This window comes from uncultured Alsobacter sp. (genome assembly GCF_945952055.1).
Lineage (GTDB): Bacteria > Pseudomonadota > Alphaproteobacteria > Rhizobiales > Beijerinckiaceae > Alsobacter.
In genome coordinates, this window is sequence record NZ_CAMFHB010000005.1 from 102,589 (window position 1) to 128,768 (window position 26,180).

26 protein-coding genes and 1 pseudogene are annotated in these 26,180 nt (G+C 71.3%); 6 read left to right on the forward strand and 21 right to left on the reverse strand.

Going from position 1 to position 26,180, the window contains the following annotated elements; translation table 11 throughout:
• The first annotated feature begins 33 nt into the window (after positions 1-33).
• Positions 34-2,532, forward strand: a complete 2,499-nt coding sequence (locus tag Q0Q47_RS05650; RefSeq protein WP_293855671.1) for an AAA family ATPase — start codon at positions 34-36, stop codon at positions 2,530-2,532.
• Positions 2,533-2,571: 39 nt separating this feature from the next.
• Here the strand turns inward: Q0Q47_RS05650 and Q0Q47_RS05655 are convergent, their stop codons facing one another.
• Both Q0Q47_RS05655 and Q0Q47_RS05660 read right to left on the reverse strand, forming a co-directional pair.
• Positions 2,572-3,606 carry a patatin-like phospholipase family protein gene (locus Q0Q47_RS05655; RefSeq protein ID WP_293855674.1) on the reverse strand — a complete coding sequence of 345 codons (1,035 nt, stop codon included), beginning with the start codon at positions 3,604-3,606 and terminating at the stop codon, positions 2,572-2,574.
• The gene (locus Q0Q47_RS05660) at positions 3,606-4,403 is read right to left on the reverse strand and encodes a 3-hydroxybutyrate dehydrogenase (protein WP_293855677.1); all 798 of its coding nucleotides are present in this window, start codon (positions 4,401-4,403) and stop codon (positions 3,606-3,608) included. The genes Q0Q47_RS05655 and Q0Q47_RS05660 overlap by 1 nt, the downstream gene beginning before the upstream one ends.
• Before the next feature lie 179 nt (positions 4,404-4,582).
• Between Q0Q47_RS05660 and Q0Q47_RS05665 the strand changes: the two genes are divergently transcribed.
• The 3 genes from Q0Q47_RS05665 (at position 4,583) to Q0Q47_RS05675 (ending at position 7,113) form a co-directional block, all read left to right on the forward strand.
• A complete protein-coding gene (locus Q0Q47_RS05665) occupies positions 4,583-5,122 on the forward strand; it encodes a transcriptional repressor (RefSeq protein WP_293855680.1) in 540 nt (179 codons plus the stop codon).
• Positions 5,123-5,238: 116 nt separating this feature from the next.
• Entirely contained in the window at positions 5,239-6,528 is a 1,290-nt protein-coding gene (gene ispG / locus Q0Q47_RS05670; RefSeq protein WP_293855683.1) for a flavodoxin-dependent (E)-4-hydroxy-3-methylbut-2-enyl-diphosphate synthase, read from the forward strand.
• A 27-nt stretch (positions 6,529-6,555) separates the two neighbouring features.
• On the forward strand, positions 6,556-7,113 hold the full coding sequence (locus tag Q0Q47_RS05675) for an HdeD family acid-resistance protein (protein ID WP_293855686.1): 558 nt from the start codon (positions 6,556-6,558) through the stop codon (positions 7,111-7,113).
• 42 nt (positions 7,114-7,155) lie between these two features.
• Here Q0Q47_RS05675 and Q0Q47_RS05680 read toward each other — a convergent pair whose 3' ends face one another.
• From Q0Q47_RS05680 to Q0Q47_RS05695, 4 genes are all read right to left on the reverse strand, one after another.
• Positions 7,156-8,892, reverse strand: coding sequence for a DUF6600 domain-containing protein (locus Q0Q47_RS05680; RefSeq protein ID WP_293855689.1), 1,737 nt, complete (start codon positions 8,890-8,892; stop codon positions 7,156-7,158).
• Positions 8,893-8,982: 90 nt separating this feature from the next.
• On the reverse strand, positions 8,983-9,159 hold the full coding sequence (locus Q0Q47_RS05685; RefSeq protein WP_293855692.1) for a hypothetical protein: 177 nt from the start codon (positions 9,157-9,159) through the stop codon (positions 8,983-8,985).
• A 74-nt stretch (positions 9,160-9,233) separates the two neighbouring features.
• Positions 9,234-9,818, reverse strand: a complete 585-nt coding sequence (locus Q0Q47_RS05690; protein ID WP_293855695.1) for a glutathione peroxidase — start codon at positions 9,816-9,818, stop codon at positions 9,234-9,236.
• Positions 9,819-9,914: 96 nt separating this feature from the next.
• The gene (locus Q0Q47_RS05695) at positions 9,915-11,129 is read right to left on the reverse strand and encodes a polyhydroxyalkanoate depolymerase (protein WP_293855698.1); all 1,215 of its coding nucleotides are present in this window, start codon (positions 11,127-11,129) and stop codon (positions 9,915-9,917) included.
• Positions 11,130-11,275: 146 nt separating this feature from the next.
• Between Q0Q47_RS05695 and Q0Q47_RS05700 the strand changes: the two genes are divergently transcribed.
• A complete protein-coding gene (locus Q0Q47_RS05700; RefSeq protein WP_293855701.1) occupies positions 11,276-11,938 on the forward strand; it encodes a glutathione S-transferase family protein in 663 nt (220 codons plus the stop codon).
• A 180-nt stretch (positions 11,939-12,118) separates the two neighbouring features.
• Here Q0Q47_RS05700 and Q0Q47_RS05705 read toward each other — a convergent pair whose 3' ends face one another.
• The 3 genes from Q0Q47_RS05705 to Q0Q47_RS05715 all read right to left on the reverse strand — a co-directional run bounded on the left by Q0Q47_RS05705 (position 12,119) and on the right by Q0Q47_RS05715 (position 13,684).
• Positions 12,119-12,292, reverse strand: coding sequence for a Flp family type IVb pilin (locus Q0Q47_RS05705; RefSeq protein ID WP_293855704.1), 174 nt, complete (start codon positions 12,290-12,292; stop codon positions 12,119-12,121).
• A gap of 224 nt (positions 12,293-12,516) precedes the next feature.
• Positions 12,517-12,690, reverse strand: a complete 174-nt coding sequence (locus Q0Q47_RS05710) for a Flp family type IVb pilin (protein ID WP_293855707.1) — start codon at positions 12,688-12,690, stop codon at positions 12,517-12,519.
• 283 nt (positions 12,691-12,973) lie between these two features.
• A complete protein-coding gene (locus Q0Q47_RS05715) occupies positions 12,974-13,684 on the reverse strand; it encodes a phosphatase PAP2 family protein (RefSeq protein ID WP_293855710.1) in 711 nt (236 codons plus the stop codon).
• A gap of 121 nt (positions 13,685-13,805) precedes the next feature.
• Between Q0Q47_RS05715 and Q0Q47_RS05720 the strand changes: the two genes are divergently transcribed.
• Positions 13,806-15,080 (forward strand): DNA topoisomerase IB, encoded by a 1,275-nt coding sequence (locus tag Q0Q47_RS05720; RefSeq protein WP_293855713.1) that lies wholly within the window; start codon positions 13,806-13,808, stop codon positions 15,078-15,080.
• A 13-nt stretch (positions 15,081-15,093) separates the two neighbouring features.
• Here Q0Q47_RS05720 and Q0Q47_RS31125 read toward each other — a convergent pair.
• From Q0Q47_RS31125 to Q0Q47_RS05780, 12 genes and pseudogenes are all read right to left on the reverse strand, one after another.
• A pseudogene (locus Q0Q47_RS31125) lies at positions 15,094-15,786 on the reverse strand (class I SAM-dependent methyltransferase); the annotation flags it as partial.
• Positions 15,779-16,756, reverse strand: a complete 978-nt coding sequence (locus Q0Q47_RS05730; protein ID WP_293855715.1) for a GNAT family N-acetyltransferase — start codon at positions 16,754-16,756, stop codon at positions 15,779-15,781. The pseudogene Q0Q47_RS31125 and the gene Q0Q47_RS05730, both read right to left, overlap by 8 nt.
• Positions 16,753-17,799, reverse strand: a complete 1,047-nt coding sequence (locus Q0Q47_RS05735; protein WP_293855718.1) for a glycosyltransferase — start codon at positions 17,797-17,799, stop codon at positions 16,753-16,755. Before Q0Q47_RS05735 ends, Q0Q47_RS05730 begins: the two co-directional genes overlap by 4 nt.
• A complete protein-coding gene (locus Q0Q47_RS05740) occupies positions 17,796-18,680 on the reverse strand; it encodes a PIG-L deacetylase family protein (RefSeq protein ID WP_293855721.1) in 885 nt (294 codons plus the stop codon). The genes Q0Q47_RS05735 and Q0Q47_RS05740 overlap by 4 nt, the downstream gene beginning before the upstream one ends.
• 7 nt (positions 18,681-18,687) lie before the next feature.
• Positions 18,688-19,593 (reverse strand): beta-xylosidase, encoded by a 906-nt coding sequence (locus Q0Q47_RS05745; protein ID WP_293855724.1) that lies wholly within the window; start codon positions 19,591-19,593, stop codon positions 18,688-18,690.
• On the reverse strand, positions 19,590-20,360 hold the full coding sequence (locus Q0Q47_RS05750) for a TIGR04290 family methyltransferase (RefSeq protein ID WP_293855727.1): 771 nt from the start codon (positions 20,358-20,360) through the stop codon (positions 19,590-19,592). Before Q0Q47_RS05750 ends, Q0Q47_RS05745 begins: the two co-directional genes overlap by 4 nt.
• Positions 20,357-21,187, reverse strand: a complete 831-nt coding sequence (locus tag Q0Q47_RS05755; RefSeq protein ID WP_293855730.1) for a nucleotidyltransferase family protein — start codon at positions 21,185-21,187, stop codon at positions 20,357-20,359. Before Q0Q47_RS05755 ends, Q0Q47_RS05750 begins: the two co-directional genes overlap by 4 nt.
• A 1-nt stretch (position 21,188) precedes the next feature.
• Positions 21,189-22,289 carry a glycosyltransferase gene (locus Q0Q47_RS05760; RefSeq protein WP_293855733.1) on the reverse strand — a complete coding sequence of 367 codons (1,101 nt, stop codon included), beginning with the start codon at positions 22,287-22,289 and terminating at the stop codon, positions 21,189-21,191.
• Complete coding sequence (locus Q0Q47_RS05765) at positions 22,286-22,885, reverse strand: histidine phosphatase family protein (RefSeq protein WP_293855736.1); 600 nt, start codon at positions 22,883-22,885, stop codon at positions 22,286-22,288. Before Q0Q47_RS05765 ends, Q0Q47_RS05760 begins: the two co-directional genes overlap by 4 nt.
• 4 nt (positions 22,886-22,889) lie before the next feature.
• A complete protein-coding gene (locus tag Q0Q47_RS05770; protein ID WP_293855739.1) occupies positions 22,890-23,972 on the reverse strand; it encodes an inositol-3-phosphate synthase in 1,083 nt (360 codons plus the stop codon).
• A gap of 9 nt (positions 23,973-23,981) precedes the next feature.
• Positions 23,982-25,001 carry a UDP-glucuronic acid decarboxylase family protein gene (locus tag Q0Q47_RS05775; RefSeq protein WP_293855742.1) on the reverse strand — a complete coding sequence of 340 codons (1,020 nt, stop codon included), beginning with the start codon at positions 24,999-25,001 and terminating at the stop codon, positions 23,982-23,984.
• An 86-nt stretch (positions 25,002-25,087) separates the two neighbouring features.
• Entirely contained in the window at positions 25,088-26,179 is a 1,092-nt protein-coding gene (locus tag Q0Q47_RS05780; RefSeq protein ID WP_293855745.1) for a glycosyltransferase, read from the reverse strand.
• Position 26,180 lies beyond the last annotated feature (1 nt).

Sequence of the window (26,180 nt, forward strand, 5' to 3'; positions counted from 1 at the left end):
GCCGACCTGCAACCCCGAGCGTCGTGGCGGCCCGTGCTCCTCGAGCGATCCAGCGAGTTCGACCGGCTGACGCGCTGCCTGGAGGCCGCGGCAACGGGCCAGGGCTGTGTCGTGGCGGTGCTTGGCGAGGCCGGGATCGGCAAGACCAGCCTGATCGAGGCGTTCGCCCGCGAGGTCGCCGGTCGTGCCCGCGTGCTGCGCAGTGCCTGCGACGACCTCGCCATCTCCGAGCCGCTGGGACCCCTGTGGGATCTCGCCCGCGAGGCCGACGTGACGCTGGCCCGCAGCGCCGCGGCCCCCGTCGCCCTGTTCTCGGAGGTCCTCGGCTTCCTCTCGGCGGGCGAGGTCCCGACGCTGATCGCGATCGAGGACATCCACTGGGCGGACGACGCCACGCTGGATTTCGTGCGCTACATCGGCCGGCGCGTGGCGCGCACCCGCATCATCATGGTCCTGACGGCGCGCAACGAGAGCAGCGAGGCGCGAAAGCGGGTCCGCCGGGCCGTGGCCGACATTCCCGCCGAGGCGCTGGTGCGGATCGAGGTGCCCCCTCTCAGCGTTGATGCGGTGGCCGAACTGGCGCGCGCCACACGGATCGACCCGAGGGCGCTTCACCGCGCCACGGGCGGCAACGCGTTCTTCGTCACCGAAGCCGTGCTGTCGGGCAGCGCCGAGACCACCCCGGCCGGCATCGAGGACACCGTGCTCCTGCGGGCCGACCGCCTCGCGTCGGCGGCCCGGGCTGTCCTCGACCGGGCGTCGGTGTTCCCGTCGCGCGTGGAGGCGGCCACGATCGCGGCGCTGCTGGGGCCGGACGCCGGGCAAGGCATTCAGGACTGCATCGGCGCCGGCCTGCTCGTCGAAGTCGGCCCCTTCGTGCAGTTCCGGCACGAGATGGCGCGACGCGTGGTGGAACGCTCGCTCGGCGCGGCCCGCCGCCGCGACATCAACGCCCGGGTCCTGGACCTGCTGCTCCGGCGCGGAGACACCCCGCCCGTGCACCTGGTGCACCATGCGCGCGAGGCCGGCGATTTCGAATTGATCCACGATCTCGCGCCCGATGCCGCGCGCCAGGCCTCGCAGGTCGGTGCGCATCGCGAGGCGGCGTCGATCCTGGCGGCAAGCCTCGGGGCGCCGGGCGGCGACGCGCTGCCGGACCGTGCGAATCGGCTCGTCCAGTACGCGACGGAACTGCACCTCACCGGCCGGATCGCGGAGGCCATGGAGTGCCTCGTCCGCGCGTTGGCCGTCTTCCGCGAAACGGGCGATCGCCTGCGCGAGGGCGACGGCCTGCGTTGGATGTCGCGCCTGAACTACCTCGCCGGCCAGCGCGCCGCGGCGGACGCCTATGGGCGGGAGGCGGTAGCCTGCCTCGAGAGCCTGCCCGAGGGGCCGGAGCTGGCCATGGCCCGGTCCAACCTGTCCCAGCTCGCCATGCTCGCCGACGAGGTCGAGCCGGCGCTGGAGCACGGGCGGATGGCGGCCGATCTCGCCCGCCGCCTCGATCGACCGGACATCCTGAGCCACGCCCTCAACAACATGGGCGCGGCGCGGCACTGGATCGATCCCCAGGCCGGCAGGCGGGAGCTCGAGGACGCCCTCGCCCTCGCGCTGCAGGGCGAGCTCCAGGAACACGCGGCACGCGCCTACACCAACCTCGCCTACGTGATGGTGCTGGACCGGGACCACATCCCGGCCGGTCGGGTCCTGGAGGAGGGCATCGGCTACTGCACCGACCGCGACCTCGACACCTGGCGCGACTACATGGGTGCCTGGCAGGCGGAGCTGCTGCTGCGCATCGGGCGCTGGGACGACGCGGCGGCCTGGGCGCAGCGCGTCCTCTCCAATCCGATGGCGCCGCCGCTCGCGCGCTTCCCGGCCTGCGTGGCCCTGGCCCGGCTGCGGGTCCGGCGCGGGGATGCCGCCGGCGAGCTGGTGCGCGAGGCGGAGGACTACCTGGTCGCCGGCCGCGAGCTGCAGCGCCTGGCAACCTACGCGCTCCTGCTGGCGGAACGCGCCTGGATCTCCGGCGAAGGGGTGGCGACGGCCCGGGACCACCTGCGCGAGGTGCTCTCGCTGCGGCCCAACGCGTCGCTCTACCGGGACGTGGCGTTCTGGGCCCGGGTGCTCTCGCCCGACGCCGACGGCGTCCTGTCGCAGGAGGACGAGCCACCCGCCGACATGCCGTTCGAGACCGCGGTGTTCCTGTCGTGCCGTCCCGATGCGGACGTCGACCGGGCCATGGCCATCCTCGAGGACCTGCAGGCGACGGCCGCCCTGACCCGCGTCCTGCGGGACCGGCCGGGCCAGCGCGCCCGATCGTCCCGCGCCGACGGGCCGGACAGGCTGACGCCGCGCGAGCGTGACATCCTGGAGCACCTGAACCGTGGCCTCAGCAACAAGGCCATCGCCCGCGCGCTCGGCATCTCTCCGAAGACCGTGGACCACCACGTGTCCGCCGTCATCGCCAAGCTGGAGGCGACGTCGCGCGCCCACGCGGCCGCGGTGGCCCGGGAGCGCGGCCTGGTGTGAGGGGTGGCGTGGCGTGAGGGGTGGCCTGGGGCACGGGCCTCAGGCCAGTTCCTTCTGCAGGTCCAGCGTTCCCTCCACGCCGATCATGTCGAATTGGGTCTTGAGGAAGCGCCGCCCGGCCGCGACGCCGAGCTCGTGCAGGCGCTGGAAGAAGTCCCAGTCGGCCTTGAGCTTGGTTGCGGCGCCCAGGCCCGCGAGCTCGTGCTGGGCGTCGATGCGGTGCAGGCGGATGCGCTTGTAGTGGGTGTCCTTCAGCCGGCCGGCGTCGATGAGCCGGCGGACGAAGTCGATGGCGCGGAATTCGTGCATCAGGGACGCGTTGAAGGTGATCTCGTTGACGCGCTCGAGGATGTCGCGGGCGTTGTCGGGGGTCTCGTCGCGCTTGATCGGGTTGATCTGCACGAGGACGATGTCCTCGGTCTGTGTCTCGGTGAAGAAAGGGAACAGCACGGGATTGCCCATGTAGCCGCCGTCCCAGTAGGGGACGCCGCCGATCTCGACCGGCTTGAACAGGGTCGGGAGCGCCGCGGACGCCATCAGCACGTCGGCGCGCATCTCGTCGCGGCGGAACACGCGGACCTTTCCGGTGTGCACGTTGGTGGCGGCGATGAAGAGCTTGATGGGGTCGTAGCGGCGCACGGCGTCGAAGTCGATGTGGCTCTCCACGACGTCGCGCAGCGGGTTGATCTCGAGCGGGTTGAAGGTCGTCGGTGCCGCGAAGACGGGCGCGAAGGGCAGCCAGCCGGCGCCGTTTCCGCCGCCCAGGCCCCAGGCTCCCAGGAACACGTCGAGGAGCGCGCGCTGCGGGCCGCTGAGGTTGCCGTCCACGCTGACCGCCTGCCAGAAGGCGGCGAGCTTGGTGCGGGCCACTTCTGGGCCTCCGGCGGCGATGCCGCCCAGCATGACCGCGGCGTTCATGGCCCCCGCGCTCGTTCCCGAGATGCCCTCAATGGCGAGGCGCCCGTCCGCGAGCAGGGCATCGATCACGCCCCAGGTGAAGGCGCCATGGGCGCCGCCACCCTGGAGGGCGAGGTTGACCGGTTTCGGCCGGCCGGCCGCTCTGACGCCCGACATCACTGCGCTGTCCAGCCGCCGTCGATCGAGAGGTTGCTCCCTGTGATCTGGGACGCCGCGTCGCTCGCCAGGAACACCGCCATGGCCGCCACCTGTTCGGGGGTGACGAACTGCTTGGTGGGCTGGGCGGCGAGCAGCACGTCGTCGATCACCTGCTCGCGCGTCAGGCCACGCGTCTTCATCGTGTCGGGGATCTGCTTCTCGACGAGCGGGGTCCAGACATAGCCCGGCGAGATGCAGTTGACCGTGACGCCGTAGGGGGCGAGCTCAAGCGCCACCGTCTTGGTGAGCCCTGTGAGCCCGTGCTTGGCCGTGACGTAGGCGGCCTTGAACGGCGAGGCCACGAGCGAATGGGCCGAGGCGGTCGAGATGATCCGCCCCCAGCGGCGCCTCTTCATCCCGGGCACCGCCGTCCGGATGGCGTAGAAGGCCGCCGAGAGGTTGATCGCGATGATCTGGTCCCACTTCGCGAGGGGTAACTCCTCGATGGGCGACACGAACTGGATGCCGGCGTTGTTGACCAGGATGTCGACCGATCCGAAACCCGCCTCGGCATCGGCCACCATGCCCGTCACCTCGTCGGACGCCAGCATGTTGGCCGGCGAGTAGACGACGCGCACGCCGAAGTCTTTCTCGATTCCCGCACGCACGGCCTCGATCTCGTCGGCGCTGCCGAGGCCGTTGATGACGAGATTGGCGCCCTCGGCGGCCAGTGCCCGGGCGATCGCGAGCCCGATGCCGGAGGTCGAGCCGGTGACGACCGCGTTGCGGCCCTTGAGGGAGGTTGAGAGAGTCATGACCCGTTCTCCACTGGGCGGCGCCCGGTCGGCCGGGACGAGCCGCATCATGCAGTGCAACATAAACCTTGCCGGTCTTTCTGCAATGCAGCATGGACGGCATGGTTGCCCCACAGTGGTGCGAAGGCCCTTGAGCCCCTAGATTAGAGCGAGGCGCCGCGCCGGCGCCGGAGATGGCCATGTCGCAGGACAGCGATCACGCTCACGACCACGGTCCCGCCGGGGGATCGCACCATCATCACCACCACGAGGGTCCCTGCGCGCACGCGGTCGGCCGCAGCGAGCGCGTGCCGGCGGCGCTGGACGAGGCCGAAGCCTCCTGCGAGACGCGCGGCCTGAGGCTCACGCCCATCCGGCGGCAGGTTTTGGAAGCGCTCTACGCCAATCACCGCCCGGCCAGTGCCTATGACCTCATCGACGCGCTGGCCGCCGGCGGCGACAAGCGACATGCGCCCGTCACGATCTACCGGGCCCTGGATTTCCTGCTCGAGAACGGCTTCGTCCACCGGCTCGAAAGCCGCAACGCGTTCATCGCCTGTCCCTTCACCCACAAGCCCGGGGAGCCGGTGGTGTTCCTCATCTGCGAGCGCTGCGGCGGCGTGGACGAGGCCGTGTCGGAGGACCTGGCGAGCGCCCTCTCGCGGCTGACGCAGGCGCAGGGTTTCCAGCCGCGCACGCGTGTCATCGAATTGGCAGGTTGCTGCTCCCATTGTACCTGACAGCCCTGCGCGGGGCCGGTGTTGCGCGCGGACGCGGGATGACCGATCCTGACGCGGCACGACGCCATGCTTGACACTGTGAAGTGACAACCTCCTCAAACGCCCGGTTCGGCCCGATGACCAGCCCCTCCCCTGACGCCATGTCCTGCCTGCCGCCGCCCGTGACGTCGGGCCCGGCCGACCGCAAGCGGACCGTGGGCGTGCGGGTCGGCCCCGTCCTGGTGGGCGGCGGCGCGCCCGTGGTCGTCCAGTCGATGACGAACACCGACACCGCCGACATCGACTCCACCGTCGCGCAGGTCGCGGCGCTGGCGCGGGCGGGCTCGGAGATCGTGCGCATCACGGTGGACCGCGACGAGGCCGCCGCGGCGGTCCCGCACATCAAGGACAAGCTCCTGAAGCGCGGCATCGCCGTGCCGCTGGTGGGCGATTTCCACTACATCGGCCACACGCTGCTGGCGAACCATCCGGCCTGCGCGGAGGCGCTCGACAAGTACCGGATCAACCCCGGCAATGTCGGGTTCAAGGACAAGAAGGACCGGCAGTTCTCGGCCATCGTCGAGATGGCGATCCGCCACGGCAAGGCTGTGCGCATCGGCGCCAACTGGGGCTCGCTGGACCAGGAGCTCCTCACCCATCTCATGGACGTGAACGCGGCGAGCGCCGCGCCTCTCGACGCCCGTGCCGTGACCCGCGAGGCCATGGTGCAATCGGCGCTCCTGTCGGCCGAACGGGCCGAGGAGATCGGCCTGGCCCGCGACCGCATCATCCTGTCGGCCAAGGTGTCGGCCGTGCAGGAGCTGATCGCCGTCTACCGGATGCTGGCGGCGCGCTCGGACTACGCCCTGCACCTGGGCCTGACGGAGGCCGGCATGGGCTCCAAGGGCATCGTCGCCTCGTCGGCGGCCATGGGCATCCTTCTCCAGGACGGCATCGGCGACACGATCCGCGTGTCGCTGACGCCCGAGCCCGGCGGCGACCGCACGCTGGAGGTCAAGGTCGCGCAGGAGATCCTGCAGACGATGGGCTTCCGTACCTTCGTGCCGCTGGTGGCCGCGTGCCCCGGATGCGGGCGCACGACCTCGACGGTGTTCCAGGAGCTCGCCCGCGACATCCAGGACTGGATCAACGTGTCCATGCCCGAGTGGCGCAAGACGCATCCGGGCGTCGAGGTCCTGAACGTGGCGGTCATGGGCTGCATCGTGAACGGACCCGGCGAATCCAAGCATGCCGACATCGGGATCTCGCTGCCCGGCACGGGCGAGACGCCGGCCGCCCCCGTCTTCATCGACGGACGCAAGGCCGTGACCCTGCGCGGCCCGACCATCGCGGCCGAGTTCAAGACGCTCGTGCAGGACTACATCGAGGGTCGCTTCGGCAAGGGCGCGCGCAACGCGGCGGAGTGACCTTCATCCGCCTTCGGGAGACCGTCGATGACCGAACCGGTGCCACCGCCCCTGTCCTCGCCGCGCACGTGGTACTGGCCCTTCGGCCTCGGCGCCGGTCTCGTCGCGCTCGCGGTGCTGTGCTTCTACCGGTCCTATTTCAACGTCGTCGACAACCCGACGCTGATCGGCCTGTTCATGCTGATCGGCGGCGTGGCGGAAGGCATTCTCGCCGTGTTCGGCAGGGCCTGGACCGAGTTCGTGAAGGATCTCGCACCCGCCCTGCTCTACGTGATCGTGGGCATGGTGGTGATCGCCGACCCGCTGGCCGGATCGTTCTGGCTGACGCTGGTGCTGGCGGCGGCCTTCATCACCGGCGCGGTCTATCGCGCCACGGCATGGCTGCGGGATCGGCCGCTACGCGGCTGGACGATGCTCGCGGTGGCGGCCGCGGTCACGATCGTCGTCTGGCTGGCGCTCGTATGGACCTGGCCGCGATCGGGCATCTGGGTGCTCGGCACGGTGGCCGGCGTCGGACTGGCCGTGACGGGCTGGTCGTGGATCCAGCGGGGCTGGTCGGCCCGGACGGCGCACGAAGAACTGTAGGAGGCGGAGGCCGCAACGCGCGGCCCCCGCCCGTCGAGATCGTCAGTCGCCGGATTGGCCCGCAGGCAGCTTGCGCTGGGGCTGGCCGGCGGCATCGCCGCCCTTCGCACGACCTGGAGCCATGGCGGCTCCACCGCGTTCCGCGGCGCCGTCCGGCGCGGCGCGCGACGGCGCATCCGCGCCGCCCGAACGCGGCCGGACCGTGCCGGTCGCCTCCGAGGGAGCCCCGCCGTTGCGCTGGGCGGGTTCGGCGCGCTGGGCCGCTCCCAGGGGTTCCGCGCGCTGGCCAGAACGGGCGCCTGCACCCTCGGCCGGCGTGCCGCCCATCCGAGGCCGCTGCTGCTCGTCGGCCTGGGCCCGGCCCTTCGGCTGCTCGCCCGGGCTCGGCCGTTCGTCCGACTGGGCCCGCTCGGGCTGCGCGCCACGCCGACCGGTGTCCTCGGCCGTCGAGCGGCCCTGGCCCGGCTCCGGCTGGCGTTCGGCGCGACCGTTGGCCGGGGTCTTCTCCGGCTTTTCGGCGGCCTTCTGGTCCGGCCCGTCGCTCGCGGGCTTGCGCCGCTCGGCGTTCTGGCCCGCCGCGTCGTTGCCGCGCGGCTTCTCGGACGCGGTGTCACGCGCCTTGTCGCGGGCGGGCGGGGTCGCGGCGGTATCGGCCTTGGACGGGTCGCCGTTGCGCGCCGCATCCTTGGCGGCACCCTTGGCGTCGTCCTTGGTCGCGTCCTTCGAGGCGTCCTTGGACAGGTCCTTGGGAGCGGTCTGGGCCGCGTCCTTGGTCCCGGGCTTGTCCGCCTCTCGGGCCGCGTCGACCTTGCCGGCGTCCTTCGCTCCCGGGGAGGCCGGTGCCGTGGCGCTGTTCTGCCGGGCCCTGGCCGCGGCGTCCGGAGCCGTGGCGGCGTCGGGCGCACTGGCCGTACCCGCCGGCGTGTCGGCGGCGGCCGGCGCGTTGGGGGGCGTGGCTTGCGGGGTCGTGGCCTGCGTCGGCTGAGGCGCCGTGGCCGGAGCCGTGCGGGCCTCGGTGGCGATGGCGCGCACCGGCGCGGGGACGGGCACGGCCTCGGCGCGCGGAATGTTGCGCGTCTCGATGCGCACGTCGCTTTCGCGCTCGAGCACCTCGGGCCGCAGTGCCAGGTTCACCGCATAGGCGCCGCGCACCTCGACCCGGCCGGCCGGCCGCGTCTCGCGGTAGACCTCGGTGACCTCGGTCTCGCGCACGAAGACGGTGCTGACGCGCTGGGCGGTGATGTCGCGGGCGGGCACGAACACCCACTCCTCCTCCTCGCGGATCGGGGTGGAGCGGTCGCGGCGCACCGTGACGCGAACGTTCTCGGGCGGCAGCGGCCGCCAGCCGATATGCCGCTTGCTGCGCCGCCATTCGACCCAGGCCGGAGCCCATTTCGTGTCGGCCACCCAGACCCAGCCCTGGTCGGGATCCTCGAACCAGCGTCCGTAGTGGTAGGTCACCTCGGCCCAGGGTTCGTCGGACTCGAAATACCAGCCCACGTCGGCGTTGTAGATCCAACGGCCGTGCGTGTAGGGCTTCCAGTCGCGGTCGACGTCGGCCGGCCGCCAGGCCTGGCCCACCTGGGCGACGCGGACGAACCGACCCATCGGCTCGACCTTGTCGCGCAACGTCTCGACCGTGACGGTCGTCTCGCGCGTCGTCGTCGTCTCGACGGTGCGCCGGTTCGCCTGGGCATCGGCCGGGATGGCCCCCAGGACGGGCAGGGCCGCCAGCAGGGCCGCCGCCGCGACATGTGCAAGGATATGCGTGGATTTCACGAGCAACCTCCCTTGGCAGGGTTGAGGGTGCTCCAACGCGGGCTCCGGCCCCAGGTTCCGGCCCCCGGTTCCTGCCGGGCCGGCTCCGGCTCAGGGTGCCAGGATGGTGTGGGCCACGTAGACGATGCCGATCGCGCCCATGACCGCGGCGACGATTCCGACCCAGATCCGCCGGCCGACATAGCTCCGGCCGAGCCACCAGACGATCGCGCCGGTCGCACCGACGGCGAGGGCGAGCGTGAGCACCGCCGTGACTGCAACGTCCATCGATGCATCCCCTGTCGAGCCGTCCAACGTGGCGGACGAACGGCGGCGGCAGGTGAACGTTCCCGTCTTCGACGTCAGCCGACGCGGGCGAATTCGCGCTCGATGGCCGCGGCCACCCGGCTCTCGGCCGGGTTCACCGCGGTGGGGAACACCGCGGCGATCAGCCCGTCGGTGCCGATGAGGTATTTGTGGAAGTTCCACTGCGGCAGTTCTCGCGGCCGCTCGGTCGCGGCCCAGCGGTAGAACGGGTGCGCGTCCGGCCCGACCACGCGCTGGCGCGCCGTCATGGGATAGGTCACGCCGTGGCTGTGCGCGACCTCGGCCGTCTCCGCCGGCGTTCCGGCCTCCTGGCCGCCGAAGTCGTTGGAGGGGACGGCGACCAGGGCGAAGCCGCGGGGCGACAGCCTCTGCCAGAGCGCCTGGAGACTGTCGAACTGGCTCGCGAAGCCGCAGAAGGAGGCGGTGTTCACCACCATCAGCGGCTTGCCGGCGTAGTCGCCCAGGCGCACCTCGCCACCATGCAGGCCGGGGAAGGTGAAGCTGTAGGCGGTGCGGCCGCTCATCTTCGGCGCGGTCTGCGCGAGGGCCGGCCCCGACAGGGCGGCCAATCCGCCGGCGAGGAACGTGCGACGGGCGAGGTCGGAGGGCTGGAAGGTCATGGTCCTCTCCGCGAAGGCTGACGGTCTGACTTCAGCAGATACGGAGCACGGACGAAATCGGTTGCGTTGCCGCAGCGATCACGAAGCGGCGACCGGTCACTCGCTGGCCAGGATGGTGTTGCGCACGAGCGGATAGATCTGGCCCTCCCACTTGCGGCCGCTGAACACGCCGTAGTGGCCGACGCCGGCCTGCATGTGGTGGCGCTTGCGATAGGGCTTCAGGCGCGAGCAGAGATCGTGCGCCGCCACGGTCTGGCCGAGCGAGCAGATGTCGTCGCGCTCGCCCTCCACCGTGAGCAGGGCCGTGCGGGTGATGGCCGCGGGGTCGATGCGCACGCCCGCCACCACCAGGTCGCCGCGCGCCAGAAGGGCGCGCTGAAACACCCGGTCGACCGTTTCCAGATAGAACTCGGCAGCGAGGTCGAGCACGGCGAAATACTCGTCGTAGAACGTCTTGATGGTGTGCGCCCTCTCGGTCTCTCCACGGGCCAGGTGGCCATGCAGGTCCAGATGCGCCTTGATGTGGCGCTGCAGGTTCATGCTCATAAAGGCGGTGAGCTGGACGAAGCCCGGATAGACCCGGCGGCCGGCGCCGGGGTGCATCCATGGCACCGTGGAGATGAGGTTGGCCTCGAACCACGTCATGTCGTGCTCGTTGGCGAGCGCGTTCACGCGTGTCGGGTTGACGCGGGTGTCGATGGGGCCGGCCATCAGCGTCATGCTGCGGGGCACGGCCGGGTTGCCTGACTGCGCCATCAGGGCCGTGGTCGCCAGCACCTGGACGCAGGGCTGGCAGACGGCGACGACGTGCGCGCCGGGGCCGATCTCCTCCAGGAAGCGGACCAGGTGGGTGCAGTAGTCGTCGAAGCCGAAACGGCCGGCCGAAAGCGGCACGTCCCGGGCGTTATGCCAGTCGGTGATGAAGACGTCGTGATCCTGCAGCAGCGTGCGGACGGTGTTGCGCAGGAGGGTGGCGAAGTGGCCCGAGAGCGGAGCGACCACGAGCACACGCGGCTGGGCCACCGCCGTGTCCTTGTGAAAATGCCGCAGGGTGCCGAAGGGCGTCACCAGCACGTCGCGCTCGGTCACCGGCACCTCGCGGTTGCCGACGGGGACGCTGTCGATGCCGAACGGAGGCGACACGTGGGTGAGGCCCGCGCGTTCGACGAGCTCCCATGCGGCACGACAATTGCTCAGGAACGCGTCATCGGCACCCTCGATCGCCGATCCGAAAGCGCCGAGCGCCCAGCTCGCCGCTTCCCTGGCGGGAGAGATCAGGCGAGCATGGGTTTCGTACGCGAGATACAGCATAGCGGGTGCCCCGTCCGTCGTGGCATGAGCGCGCCGGAAGGCGCCGGCCTTGCCGCGGGGGGATCAAGCAAGAGGCAATGCCCTGCTCAAACCTTGAGCGGCAGCGTCTCACGGTTCAACGACGACAAAATGCCCTGGGGGAGCCCATGCCTGCCGCCCGCGCGACGCTGACCATCTCAAGCAAGAACTATTCCTCGTGGTCCCTGCGCGGCTGGCTCATCTGCCGCATGGCCGGGCTGTCCTTCGACGAGGTCCGCGTGTCGATCGACGATCCCTCGGCGCGCGCCGAACTGCTGCTGCTGTCGCCGTCGTTCCTCGTGCCCTGCCTCACCCACGAGGGCGCCAAGGTGTGGGACACCCTGGCGATCGCCGAATACCTGGCCGAGGTGCTCCCGGGAGCGGCTCTGTTTCCGGCCGACCGGCAGGCCCGCGCGCATTGCCGATCCGTCAGCGGCGAGATGCACCAGGGCTTCGCCAACCTGCGATCCGCCCTGCCGATGAACCTCAAGGCCAGGTTCACCGGGTTCAAGGTCTGGGCGGGTGCCCAGCCCGACATCGATCGCATTGCGGAAATCTGGCGGGACTGCCTGTCGCGCTACGGCGGACCCTGGCTGTTCGGCGCCAAGCCCTGCCTGGCCGACGCGATGTACGCCCCCGTCTGCACCCGTTTCGAGACCTATGGCGTGGCTCTCGACGCACGCTGCGCAGCCTATGCCCGGACGGTCCTGGCCTGGGACCTGGTGCGCGAGTGGACCAAGGATGCCCGCGCCGAGCCCGAGGAGCTCGAGGAGCTCGACGTCGAGTTCTAGGGCGCGTTCTTCTCGCGAGCGGCTCGCGCGACAGGCCGGATCACGGCGCGTCGCCGCAGGCTCCAGGCTGACGGCACCCCGAACGAGACGAAGCCCGGATGGCGTCGCTCGCTGCGCGAGGGCGTCATCCGGGCTTCGTGAAACATGGCCCGCCCGCGGCTGTGCAGGCGGAGCAGAGCGTCAGTTGGCGCCCTTCACGGCGTTGCCGACGTTGTCGAACGTCGTCACGAGGTTGGTCTTGAGGGCCTGCAGCGAGGCGATCAGGCCGACGGCGATGATGGCGGCGATCAGGCCGTATTCGATCGCGGTGGCGCCCGACTCGTCGCGGACGAAGCGCTGGAGAATCTTGGTCATTGGGGAATGCTCCTGGTCAGGTTGACGGTGTTTCTTGTCTTGGGGCCTTTGTTTCCGGCCGCGATACAATCTAGGACTGTATTAGTTACCGGAACTTCGCTGGGATTGAGTACCCAGGGCCTAAAAAAGAACGCCGTCTGCTTGTGGTTAAGCTGCCCTAAACGGTGTCACTGCGCCAAAGGGGGCGGGGATACGCAGGGGATCCGCCGCCGTCCCGACCAGGATCAGTTGGCGCCCTTCACGGCGTTGCCGACGTTGGTGAACGTCGTGACCAGGTTGGTCTTCAGAGCCTGCAGCGAGGCGATCAGGCCGACCGCGATGATGGCGGCGATCAGGCCGTACTCGATGGCCGTGGCACCCGACTCGTCGCTGGCGAAACGCTGGAACAGCTTGGACATTGGAGGAGGCTTCCCTGTAAGCAGACGGTTGATTTTGATATCGGCTGGGCTCTGTCTTGCCCGCGGTCAACTTAGGGTTGTATCGGTTACCGGAATCTCAACACGACGCTTTTGGCTAAAACGGCAACTAATCTTTGTTTCCAGTTTCTAAACACGATCGGATACTCGCGGGGCAGTCCGGCCGGATGTCCGCGCCCGCCGACAAATCCCTGGGCCGAAATAAGAATTTGGTCCTTCAAGAAAGCAGTTCCGCGGACCCCACTCCGTCAAGAGGGGTGTTTGCCTAACTGCCCGGGGCGCCGCCCGGAGGCTCCACCGCACCGCGACGCTGCAGCCACACCGCGACCATCCAGCACAGCATGGCCCAGGCCGCCCCGACCGACCAGCCGGCCAGGACGTCGGTGGGCCAGTGCACGCCGAGATAGACGCGGCTCGAACCGATCGCCAGCGTCAGCAGCACGCAGACCCCCACGACGTAGAGCTTCACCGCCCGCCGGGTGGTCGTCCGCGCCAGCATGACGCCGATGGTCAGGTAGGTCACGGCCGACAGCATGGCGTGGCCGCTGGGAAAGCTCAGCGTCCTCACGTCGACCAGGTGGGCCACGAGGTCCGGCCGGGGACGGTCGAAGCCCAGCTTCAGGACGCTCGACAGCAGCATGCCGCCGCCCGCGGCCAGCACCAGCAGCACGGCGGCGCCACGCTTGCGATCCATGGCCAGATAGCCGACCGCCACGACCACGATGAGGGTCAGCACCGTCGTGCCCCCCAGGCTGGTCAGGTCGCGCATCATCTGCTCCAGCCACCACGGTCCGATCGGCTGGGCATTGTCGCCGGGCCGGCGCAGGAGCGTCAGGAGCCATTGGTCGAAGCCGTGCGTGTCGCCCTCGCGAACCTCGTCGGCGATCCGCACGAAGGCGAACAGGCCTCCGGCGACGGTCATCAACGCGACGATGAATCCGGTTTCGAGACGGGCGAGCCAGGCAGGGCGGGTCATCGGGACTTCCATTGCAGGGAACGATCGGGCGGCGGGCCGCTGCCCATAGATGGGTGCTCCCTGGTCGTCCGGGAACCCGGGACCCGTGGCGCGGGTTGCTCGGGTCCGCCAGGGCCACGCCATGACCTCCTCCCCCGACCGCATGACCGACATCCCGCAGCCCGACGACGGCCTCGTCGTCGATCCCCAGGACGCCGCGGCGTCCGCCGGGCTGAACTACGTCTCCGACGAGGAGCCCGGGATCCGCCGCCGGGCCGCCGGCAAGGGCGTCTCCTTCATCGACCCCAAGGGCACCGCCATCCGCGATCCGGCCGCCCTGCAGCGGATCAGGTCGCTCGCGATCCCGCCCGCCTGGACCGACGTCTGGATCTGTCCCGATCCGGAGGGTCACATCCAGGCCACCGGCCGGGATGCCAAGGGCCGCAAGCAGTACCGCTATCATCCGCGCTGGCGCGAGGTGCGCGACGGGTCGAAGTTCGAGCACATGATCGACTTCGCCCGTGGCCTCCCGGCCCTGCGCGAACGGGTGGCCGCCGACATGTCCCGCCGGGGGCTGCCGCGCGAGAAGGTGCTGGCCACCGTGGTCCACCTCCTCGAGAACACGCTGATCCGGGTCGGCAACGCGGACTACGCCAAGCAGAACAAGAGCTACGGCCTGACCACCCTGCGCGACAGGCACGTCGACATCGACGGCGGCGACATGCGCTTCGCCTTCAAGGGCAAGAGCGGCCGGACCTGGAAGCTGCGCGTGCAGGACCGCCGCATCGCCCGTATCGTGAAGGCCTGCCAGGACATCCCGGGCCAGCACCTGTTCCAGTACTACGACGAGGAGGGGCAGCGGCATCCCGTCACCTCCTCCGACGTCAACGGCTACCTGCGCGAGGCGACCGGCCGCGAGATCACGGCGAAGGACTTCCGCACCTGGCACGGCACGGTGCTTGCCGCGGTGGCGCTCAAGGAGTTCGAGGCGATCGACGGCGCGGCGCGGACCAAGAAGGCCGTCCGGGAGGCCATCGAGCGCGTCGCCGCGCGGCTCGGCAACACGCCCACGATCTGCCGCAAGTGCTACGTCCATCCCGAGGTGGTGAACGCCTATCTGGAGGGCGGGCTCCTGCCGGAGGTGCGGGAGGACATCGAGCAGGAGGTGCGCCAGGAGCTCAGCCACGACCTGCACGCGCTGAAGCCGGAGGAGGCCGCCCTGCTGGCGCTGCTGCAGGCGAGGCTGGCCGATGCGCGCGATCCCGGCACGGCACTTCGGCAGAAGCTCAACGCGTCGCTCGAAGGGCCCAGGCCCGCGCGTCCCAGAGGCGGAAAGGCTGCTCAGGCCCGTGCAGCGGCGAAAGTGCCTCGCACACCTCCAAAGGACCGGCCTGCGCGTCGTCGTAGCTCCAGTTGAGGATCACGGCCGTTCCACCGGGCCTGAGGACACGGGCGATGTCCCGCATCATCGCGCCGGCGACGGACCCGCCGGCCCGCGTGAGATAGGGCATGACGTCCACCGCCAGCACGGCGTCGACGCTGCCCGATCGCACGCACGCCAGGTCCTGCCCGGGCACCTGCGCCAGCAGAAGGCCGGGGTGGCGCCCGCGCGCCACGGCGAGCATCCGGCCCGAGACGTCGAGGCCGATCACCTCCATGCCCTTGGCCAGGAGGGCCCCGGCGACGCGGCCCGTTCCGCAGCCGAGGTCGAGGACGCGCGCGCCCGGGCGCAGATCAGCCCAGGCCTGCACGAGATCCACCACCTCCAGGGTCGCGGCGGCGAGCAGGTCCGGGTCGCCCAGGGCGTAGAGCGCCATGGCCGCGTCGGGTGCCGTGTCGGCCAGCGCGTCGAAGACCGCCTGCCAGCGGGCCGGATCACTGCCGATGCCCGCATGATCGGCGCGTGCGAGCACCGACCGCACGAGGCCGAACGCCGTCGGATGCGCGCGCCAGAGCCGGTCCAGCGCGTGGAGGTGCCCCGCGTCGCGCGCGAGGGCTGCATCCAGCGCCCGCCGGGCCTCGTCCTCGCTGCCCGGCGCCGCCATGAGCCGCAGCAGGGCCACCGGAGCGGGCCAGTCGCCGCGCGCGGCTCCCGCCAGCACCTCGTCGACGGTCTCAGCCATCGCCCGTTCTCCGCCAGGCCACCCGCAGCAGCGGTCGTTCGACCGCCCCCCAGGCTGCCTTGTAGGGTTCGTCGCCGCGCAGCAGGTCGAGCGCCAGGTCGCCGCGCGCGATGGCGCGCAGCACCGCCTCACCCATCAGGACCGTCCCGGGACTCTCGAAGGCGAATTGCGGGTCGAAGCCGCCGAGCCAGGCATAGCTGCGCCCCGCCGCCCTGAAGCCGCAGTGGACCCCCGCCACGGCGCCATCGATCGTGAGGACGAGCCCCTCCAGCAGCCCGGCCCTCGCGAGCGCGGGGATGGCGACGCGCACGAAATCGGCCATGCGCGGATCGGCGAAAACGCCGCCTGCCGCGGGATCGTGGCGCTCGGCATTCAGCGCGATGAGGCGGTCCGCGAAGGCGGCCGCACCGGCATCCCCGGCCCGGTCCACCGCCACGCCGCCACGCCGGGCCGCGCGGTGGCCTGCCATGCGCCATTTTCGCCAGCGGGACGAGGGCACGGCCTCCTGCCCCCGGTCGAGGTCGATCACCGCGGAAGAGCTTCCCGGCAGGACCTCGCGGCTCCAGCCCGGCTGCGGCGCGAGAGCGAGCAGCCGCCCGCCCGGCGGCACGTCCGGCCACAGGACGTCGCCGTCGCCCACGCTGGCGGCGATCGCCGCGGCCAGTCTCGCGGCGGCCTCGGGCGCGCCGGAGTCCACCAGCACGTCGGTGCGGTCGGAGGGTCCCACGCCCATGGGCAGCACGAACCCCGAGGCCGGATCCCGGTAGAGGGGGGCCAGGGCCATCAGACGCTCCCCCTCGCGGACGGCGGCCACGACCGGCGGACCCGGCGCGAAGACGTCCCACCAGGCCAGGATCCAGTCCGGATGCTGGAACGGATCGCCCTGGGCCCGCTCCCACAGCGACAGCCATGGCGATCGCAACGCCCGCAGTGCGGCGATCGGGTCGGTCGGGGACAGGACCGGGCTCATGCGGCGCCGGCCGCGACCGTCCGGCGGTAGAGCGCGAGATAGGCGTCGGTCATGGCGCGCAGCGAGAACCGCCGGCGGGCGACCCCGCGACAGACCTCGGGATCGATGGCGTCGCAGCGGGAGATCGCCGCGGCCATGCCCGCGACGTCGTCGACGATGAAGCCCGTGCGGCCGTCCTCCACCGTGTCGGGCAGCGCACCGGCACGAAACGCGATCACCGGCGTGCCGCACGCGGCGGCCTCCCTGGCGACGAGCGAACTCGTCTCCGGGACGAGGGAGGGGATGAGAACGCAGCGCGCCGCGCTGAGGAGCCTGCGCTTGCGTTGGAAGTCGACGGGTCCGAGCCAGCGTCGCTGGCGGTCGAGGCGCGGCAGGACTTCGTCGTCGAAATAGCGGCGATGCGCCGCGTAGTTGAACGTCTCCCCCGCGACGAGGCACGGGATCTCCGCGCGGATCGCGGCGTCGAGAGCCAGGTGCACGCCCTTTTCCGGACAGACCCGGCCGAGAACGAGCGCGAAGCCGCGGCGGGCATGCCGCGCGCGGGCGAGGTCCTCGACCGGAACGCCGTTCTCGATGGGGGGCACCGCGCGGGCCTCCGGCGGCAGCCCCTGCGCCTGGCTTGCCGACACGGGCACCAGCGTCAGGTCCGCGGGAGGCTCCCGGATCAGGGCGGGCGGGTACCAGTCCACCGGAAGATGCAGGGTGAGGAGGGCGGGCACGCCGGGGGGCGGCAGGGTCTCGGCGGCGTCGATGCCATGCAGGTGCACGAGGTCGACGTCGTCCTCCATAAGGGAGGCGTCGATGGCGGCCCGCACATGCGCATGGATCGACAGCCGGGCGGTTTCCTCGATCCGTCCGGCATGAGCCGGGACGGAGCGCAGCACGCCGCTGACGACGGAGCCCGCGCAGGCGACCACCGTCGAGCGGCAACCGGCCTCGACGAGCGCGGCGTCGAGCGCCGCGGCGATCTGCTCGGCGCCACCCACCGCGTCGGGGCCGACGGGCGCGAAGGGATAGGCGACGGTGAGGACGTGCGGGCTCATGGCAGGGGTCGCCATGACCACGGACCGGGGCGGCGCGCGGCGGGCAGGCCGGCGAGCGGGGACAGCCCGAGGGCCCGGCGCGCCATGCGGGCGCGACGCAGGAAGGCGGTGGAGTTCATGCCCCAGCCGAAGCGGTCGTAGAGGACGCGCCCGGCATTGGGCGGCCTGCTCAGGTCGGGCGCGGCGGCGAGCCGCAGGGCTTCGATCCGCTGGTCGAAGCGCGCCAGCGTGGCGGCCTGCGTGCGAAACGCCGCGATCATGCGGCCCTTCACGTCGCGCAGGGCGGGCGGCAGGCGCACGGCCGCCGTGTCGGCCGGCCGGCGGTCGCGAAAGCCCCGCAGGAAGGCGCCGGACCCGTCGTCCCGATACAGCGGCATGGCCAGCACCACGGGCGCCTTGCGCCCCGCCACGTGAAGCAGGGCCACGGCGGCATGGACGGCGACGCTGACCGCGTCGTGGTCGGGGTGCCCGCCTTCGAACGCGTGCGTGACGACGATGTCCCGGCCGGCCAGCCGTGGCAGGAGGGCGCGGGCGATCCCGCGGATGGCAGCGGTCGCGCCCTGGTCCGCGATGCCCAGCGCATGACGGCGATGCCGCGGGACGGACAGCAGGGCCAGCGCGGCGTCGAGTTCGCCGCGCCGTGCCGCGGCATAGGCGGCGGCCGTCGCGAAGCCGGCCCGCCGCGCATCGTGCAGGGATCGCGGCGCGCCGTCCGTGACGTGCACCAGAGCCAGGCGCCGAAAGCGCGCGAGCATCGCCGTGGCCCCCAGCGTCTCGTCGTCGGGGTGCGCCACGACCACGGCGGCCGACCGGCCGAAGGGCCAGCAGCCCGACGCCGCGAGCTTCAGCAGCGCGCGCGGATGGAGACCGGAGCGGGGCACGTCCGCCTCACGCCGCGACCGCGCGCGCCGGCGCGTAGCGCCGGATCATGCTGCCGCAGAACTCCGCGAACTCGCGCGGATCGATGGGCGGGCTCGTGTGATGCGGCTCGATCCCGCGATGCTCCGGGGTGAAGCAGAAGGTCACGGTGACGTCGAAGGGCGCCAGCGCTTCCATCTGGCGGTCAAACCAGTCGAGCGCGCCGGGCCGGAAGCTGTCGGCCCAGGACAGGCCCGTGCGCAGATACTTGACCCCGAGCCGCTTCATCCAGCCGACGGCCTCGTCGAGGCGCGGGTCCTCGAAGTGGAACCATTGGCAGAGCCCCATCTGCGCGGCATGGCGCTCGTAGAGCGCCAGCGCCGGCTTCGGCGTGCCGTCCTCGCGCAACAGGCCCATGTGGAAATGCCGGTAGTAGGAGGACCCTTCCGCCTCCTTGTGGCGGGTGGTGGCCGGCCACGCCTTGGGCAGGTCGTAGAGGCTGTACCAGTGGATCCGCGGCACGCGGCCGACGAGCAGCGCCGCCGTCCGCTCGAGGCCCCAGGCCTGCACCTCTTCCGCGCCGAAGCTCGAGACGCCGACTTCCGAGACCCAGAGCGGCAGGCTCGTCACGGCGCGGATCTCGTCGAGCTTCTCCGGCCATTCGTGGATCGTCCACAGGTTCCAGTCGAGCGGGAACCCGTGCACGGCGACCACGTCGATCTCGTTGAAGACGCCGCGGTCGGCCATGTTGCGCACGAAGCCGGGATCGATCGGCGACATGCCGCCCAGCGCCCGCGGAAGCCTGTCGTTCTCCGCCCGGATGGCGCGGCCGGCGAGAATCGCCATCTCGGCGAAACGCGACCAGTCGGGATCGATGAGCGGGTCCCAGTGCGACTTGTTGTTCGGCTCGTTCCAGATCATGGCGGCTTCGATCATCGGGTCCTCCCACGGGCCGGATAGACGGGGACGGCGTCGGCCGGGCGCTCGGCGAGCCGGCAGACGAAAACCTCGGGCTCGGGCCGGCTCTCGATGGCGAAGCCGGCGCTGCGCAGCATGGCCGCGGCACAGGGCCCGTTGGGGATCCACCAGTTGGTGGGGTCGCGCGCATAGCGCCGTTCGACGAAATGCAGCCGGGGCCAGTCGGGCCGGTCGAAGACCGCGGTTTCCGAGAAGGGATAATCCTCGGCCGGTGGCTCGCCGTCGGCCACGCCGCGCTGCAGGGCCTGGAACACCATCATGTCGCCCGCGACGTGCTCGCGGATGAGGTCGAGCGCGAGGAGCGGGTGGCGAAGGTGGTAGAGCACGCCCATGAACAGCACGAGGTCGAAGCGCTCGCCGAGCGCGCCGACGTCGTAGACGTCGAGGCGGTGGAACTCGATGTCCTGCTCGAGCACTTCGGCGGCGAAACGGGCCTGGGCCAGGTAGTCCTCGTCGCTGTCGATGGCGACCACGCGCGCGGCGCCGCGCCGCTTCATGGCGATGGCGTAGAACCCGCCGTTGCAGCCGATGTCGAGAACCGATTTGCCGGTCAGGTCCGCCGGTAGGGCGTGCGAGAACCCCGCCCATTTGGCGCCTGGGTAGTCCCCCAGGAAGTGGTCCGGCGCCGTCCAGACGCCGCCCAGGTCGATGTTGTGGAACCACGGCCCGAGCGCGTCGGCCCTGCGGCGGATCTCTTCGGGATCGACCTGCCGGTGCGCGCTCATGACGGCCTCCCCGATGCTGCGTCGCGCGCCGTCGGCACGGGGCCTTCGAACGGTCGACCCTCGGGCCGGCCCAACGTCGCGCCGCGGCCTTCGGCGGCGAGCATGCCGGGGTCGTGCAGCAGCCCGAGAGCCGCGCGGTAGCCGTTGAGGGTGCCCACGTCGACGTAGCGCGACCCCGCCTTCACGGCCTCCGCGCGCCCGCCCCGTGCGATCCAGGCGTTGACCAGCGTGCCGAAGTATTCGTCCCGGCACTGGCGTTCCAGCCAGAGATCCCGCAGTTCGCCGAAGACCCGACCCGGCATCTTGAACGCTCCCCAGATCCAGCGGGAGCGCACCGGCGTGCTCTTCACGTCGATGGCCTGGACGCGGCCGTCGTCGTCGCAGACCACCGCGTCGAAGACCTCGGGCCGCTCGACGGGAAAGAGGAGGAAGCTCAGGGTGTGCGACGGCAGCACCGCGAGCGCGTCGGCCGGGAACCAGACCGTGTCCGGCAGGCCCACGACGACGGGTTCGTCGGGGTGGATCAGGGGCAGGGCCCGGAAGACCGCATCGCACAGGCCGCTTGCCCGGGGCTGCACCACATAGGCGATGGCGGCCGGGCCATAGGCCGCGCCGTAGTAGTCGAGGATGTCCGACTTGCCGGGGGCGATGACGAAGCAGATCTTGTCCGCCCCGCCCCGCAGCATGCGCTCGACCAGGTATTCGCTGACGGCGCAGGGCCGTTCCGTTTCGCCGTCGGTCCGCGTGCCGACGGGCAGCAGTTCCTTCGAGAAGGCCAGCGGCTGGATGCGGGTGCCCCGTCCGGCTGCCGGAATGATACCCCACATGTCAGACCTCCTTGGCGACGTTGGCCGTGCGGCGCACGGCGAGCGCTGTCTCCAGCGCGGAGACCAGCGTGTCCGCCCGCCGCCGCGCCGTGTGTTGCTCGAGCAGCCGGGCGCGGGCCGCGCTGCCGATGCCGGCCAGCGCCTCCGGCGGCTCGGACAGCGCCGCCAGGACGTCCTGCGTGTCGCGCGCCACGATGATCTCGCGGCCGGGCTCGAAGAAGTCCTCGAGCCCGGGCCATGCGTCCGACACGATCGCCGCCCCGCATGCCGCCGCCTCGAAGAGCCGGCCGGACGGGCACCAGCCGGCCTCGGCCATGGCCTCGCGCGTCACGTTCAGGGTGAGCAGGGACGAGGCGTAGAAGGCCGGATGGTCGACGGGAGGAAGATGCCGGACGAAGTGGATGTTCTGCGTCCAGGGAAAGTCCTGCGGGTACTGCGCCCCGGCCAGGACGAAGCGGCGCCACGGCGCCAGCCGCGCGGGCTCCACGAAGAAGGCCTCGACGCCCGCCTGCCTGTCCGGTGCGTAGGTGCCGATGTAGGACAGGTCGGCCTGGAAGGCCGCCCGGGGCGCCGCCGGGCGATGAACGGCCGGATCGGCATGGCCGTAAAGCGGCACCACCGCACGCGCGCCGAGATCGTCGCGCAGGCGCTGCAGGGCAGGGCCGCCGGTGTAGCTCAGCACGAGATCGTAGTCGGCGAGCCCCTCCGGGCCGATTGCCGTCTGGGGCTCGCCACGCGCGATGAGCGACAGGGTGACCGGCGTGTCGAGGTCGTAGAACACCTTCAGCGGAGCCCTCTCGCGGCGCAGAAGCGCGAGGGCGGCGATGCCGTCGGGGCAGTAGGACGTCACGATGGCCGCGTCGGCGGCACCGAGCATGTGGCCGGCACGGACGCGGATCTCGCGCCAGTCCCGGTAGAGGATGAGTTCGCAGCCCGGCACATGCGTCGCGTCGCGATGCTGCGCGTACCAGGGCTGGTCGCGCTCGTAGAAGACGACCTCGTGCCCGAGCTTGCCGAGCGCCGCGATCAGTCCGCGCCACAGCGTGGCGTGGCCATTGCCCCACGATGAGGAGACCGAGAGCCCGAAGATCACGATCTTCATGGCGCGGCCCTCTCGTTGAGCCGCATCAGCGTGAGCCGATCGTCCTGCACGCGGAGCGTCGTCAGCGACGCCGGGTCCAGCGCGATCCTGGGCCAGGCGTCGGGCCCCAGACCGAGCGCGGCCAGCACGAGCATCCGGATGGGCTCGGCATGGCTTACCGCGACCACGCCGGCGTCCGGCCAGTCGCGTGCGACCCGGCGCAGGAACGCCATCCCGCGGGCCTGCAGCGCGAAGGCGTCTTCGCCGTCCGGGGCCGCCGCCATCGCGCGGCTCGCGTTCCAGCGCGTCCAGTCGCGATCGTCCGCCAGGTCGGCGAAGCGACGGCCGGTCCACCCCCCCGCATCGAGCTCGTCGAGCAGGGGATCCGCGGCCGGTTGCAGCGCGATCCGCTCCGCCAGGATGGCCGCCGTCTCGCCGCAGCGCTGGCGCGGGCTCGAGAACAGCGCCTCGACTTCCTCACGCGCGAGCCTGGCGGCCAGGGCGGCGGCTTCGGCGCGGCCCGTCTCGGACAGGCTCACGCCGGGAGCGCGGGCCACGAGGGTGGAATCCACGACCGCGTGGCTGGCATGGCGCACGAGGTGGACCAGGGTCGCCACCGCCTCACGCCTCCCCGGCGATGAACCGGAGCGTGCGGGCCCGGGCCTCGGCGTCGGGCACCTGGTCGGGCGGGGATTTCATGAAGTAGCTGGAGGGGCCGGTCAGGGCGCCGCCGATGCCGCGGTCGCGCGCCAGCTTGGCGCAGCGCACCGCATCGATCACGACGCCGGCGGAGTTGGGCGAGTCCCAGACCTCGAGCTTCAGCTCCAGGTTGAGAGGCACGCCGCCGAACGTCGTCCCCTCCATGCGGATGTGGCACCACTTGCGATCCTCGAGCCACGGCACGTGGTCGCTCGGCCCGACATGGACGTCCTCGGCCGCCAGCGGGACATCGAGCATGCTCGTGACCGCTCGCGTCTTGGACAGCTTCTTCGACTCCAGGCGCTCGCGTTCGAGCATGTTCAGGAAGTCGGCGTTGCCGCCGAAGTTCAGCTGGTAGGTGCGGTCGAGCCGCACGCCCCGGTCACGGAACAGCGTCGTCAGGACACGATGGACGATCGTCGCGCCGACCTGGCTCTTGATGTCGTCGCCGATGAGCGGCAGGCCGCGCTCCTCGAAGCGGCGGCGCCAGTCCGCATGGCTCGCGATGAACACGGGGATGCAGTTGACGAAGCCGCAGCCCGCCTCGAGGGCCTGCGTGGCGTACCACTCGGTCGCCTCCTGGGACCCGACCGGCAGCCAGGACACGACGACGTCGGCGCCGCTCTCGCGCAGGACCGCCGCGACGTCGGCCACGGCCTCGTCGGATTCGGGCACGTCGTCGCGCAGATAGCGCCCGATGCCGTCGAGCGTGGGTCCGCGTCGGACACGCACGCCGCCCGGCTTCGGTTCGGCGAAGCGCATCGTGTTGTTGGGCGAGGCGAAGATCGCCTCGGAAAGATCGCGCCCGACCTTCCTGGCCGAAACGTCGAAGGCGGCCACCACCTCGACGTCGCCGATGCGGTACCCTCCCAGCTCGACATGCATCAGGCCGGGGACGGGCTCGTTGTCGGCGGCGTCGGCATAGTAGGTGAGCCCCTGCACGAAGGACGAGGCGCAGTTGCCGACACCGACGATGGCGACGCGGACCTTGCGGCGGGTGCTCATGGCCGGCCCCTAGACGCGGGCGCTGGCGAGGGCGGCGGGCCGCGCCGCCACCCGGGTGGTCCCGGCCTCGTCCGCGAACCAGGCGATGGTCGCCTCGAGCCCTTCCTGGAGAGAGGTGCGCGGCGCCCAGCCGAGGAGCTCGCGGGCCCTGGAGATGTCGGGCCTGCGGCGGCGTGGGTCGTCGACCGGCAGGGGCCGATAGGTGAGTTGCGAGCTGGAGCCGGTGCGGGCCAGCACGCGATCGACGAGATCGCTCACGGTCAGCTCCTCGGGATTGCCGATGTTCACCGGGCCGGACGGCGCGCGGTCGAGGGCCATCAGCCCCATGAGCCCCTCGATCAGGTCCGCCACGTAGCAGAAGGAGCGCGTCTGGCTGCCGTCGCCGTAGACGGTGATCGGCGCGCCCGCGAGGGCTTGCGTCACGACGTTGGACACGACGCGCCCGTCGTCGGCCGCCATGCGCGGGCCGTAGGTGTTGAAGATCCGCGCCACGCGGACCTCGGCCCGCCCCAGGCGCTCGAAGTCGAAGCACAGGGCCTCGGCCGCCCGCTTGCCTTCGTCGTAGCAGGCCCGCGGACCGGTGGGGTTCACGTTGCCCCAGTAGCCCTCGCGCTGCGGGTGGATTTCCGGGTCTCCGTAGACCTCGCTCGTCGAGGCCTGCAGCAGCCGCGCGCCATGGGCTTCGGCCAGGCGGAGCAGGTTGCGGGTGCCGAGCACGCTGGTGAGCATGGTGTGCTCAGGATCGGCCTGATAGTGCGGCGGAGATGCCGGACAGGCCAGGTTGTAGATGGCGCGCAGCGGCACCTCGGATCGCCTGATCGATGTGGGAATGCCCCGGACGATGTCGCCCTCCACCAGGTCGAAAGCCGCTTCCCCTTCGAGGTGATGGACGTTGCGGCGCCGCCCGGTCCGAAAGCTGTCCAGGCAGACGACCCGGTTGCCTTTGGCGATGAGGGCATCGCACAGATGCGAGCCCAGGAACCCCGCCCCTCCGGCCACCAGGACGAGGTCGCGTTGTGCGTTTTTCATGGTCGGTCACTCTCGATTTCGCAGAGGGCCAACGCGTGGGTTTGTTCATGGTTCACCGCGCGGGCCGTGCATACGACCGACCAAACTCAACTCGCGCGGGCCGCTCCTCCCGCGGTCAGCCGCGCCTTGGCTTCCATGAGGTCGTCCTCGAGCTGCCCCGCCCTGGCGCGGGCGTCGTGGCGGTCGCGGATGCGCGCCGCGCCGCCCGACGCGATGGCGCGCCGGCGCGTCTCGGGCAGGTCGCGCAGGATCTGGACGACCTCGTTCGCATCGCCGGGAAGCAGGATCTCGCGGCCGGGCCGGAAGAAGGTCTCCAGTCCTTCCCAGCGGTCCGACAGGATCGGCGTCTCGCACGCCGCGGCCTCGAAGAGGCGGACGCTGGGACTGTGCCCGGCGGCGATCATGTCGGCGCGGGTGACGTTGAGCGTGTAGCGGCTGGCCCCGTAGAAGGCCGGGTGGTCCGCTGGCGCCACGTGGTCGAAGCGCTCGACGTTGTCGGGCCAGTGGATCGTGTCGGGATAGAGCGGACCCGCCACCGCGAAGCGCAGGTCGGGCGCGCGGCGGGCCGGTTCGAGCAGCAGCCGCTGCAAGGTGGGCTGACGATCCGGACTGTAGGTGCCGATGTAGGACAGGTCCCAGCGCGGCCGCGTCGGGACGGGCCGGTAGAGATCGGTGTCCACCGTGCAGAAGAGGGCCCGCGCGGCCGGCGAGCCCCAGCGCCGCTCGATCCGGGCGAGGGTGGGCCCGCCGGTGAATGACAGGTAGACGTCGTAGCCCGCCACCAGATCGGCATCGAGGTAGGTGCATTCGCCGCGCGCGAGGGCCGACAGGGTCACCGGCGTATCGATGTCGTAGAAGGCCGTCACGCCCTCGGCGGTCCGCTGGACGAACTGCCCCACGGCGCGGCCGTCGGGGACATAGGACCCGACGATGACGGCGTCGGCCGCCCTCACCTCGTCGGCGAAGTCCTCGTGCCCCCGCTCGCCCTCATAGAGACGCAGTCGGCACCAGTCGGGGTCGGTGAGGTCGCGATGGCCCGCATACCAGGGCTGGTCCCGCTCGAGGAACAGCACGTCGTGACCCCGTTCAGCGAAGGCGCGCAGCAAGGCCCGGTAGGTCGTCGCGTGGCCGTTACCCCACGACGAGGACAGGCTGAGACCGAAGACGACGACGCGCAAC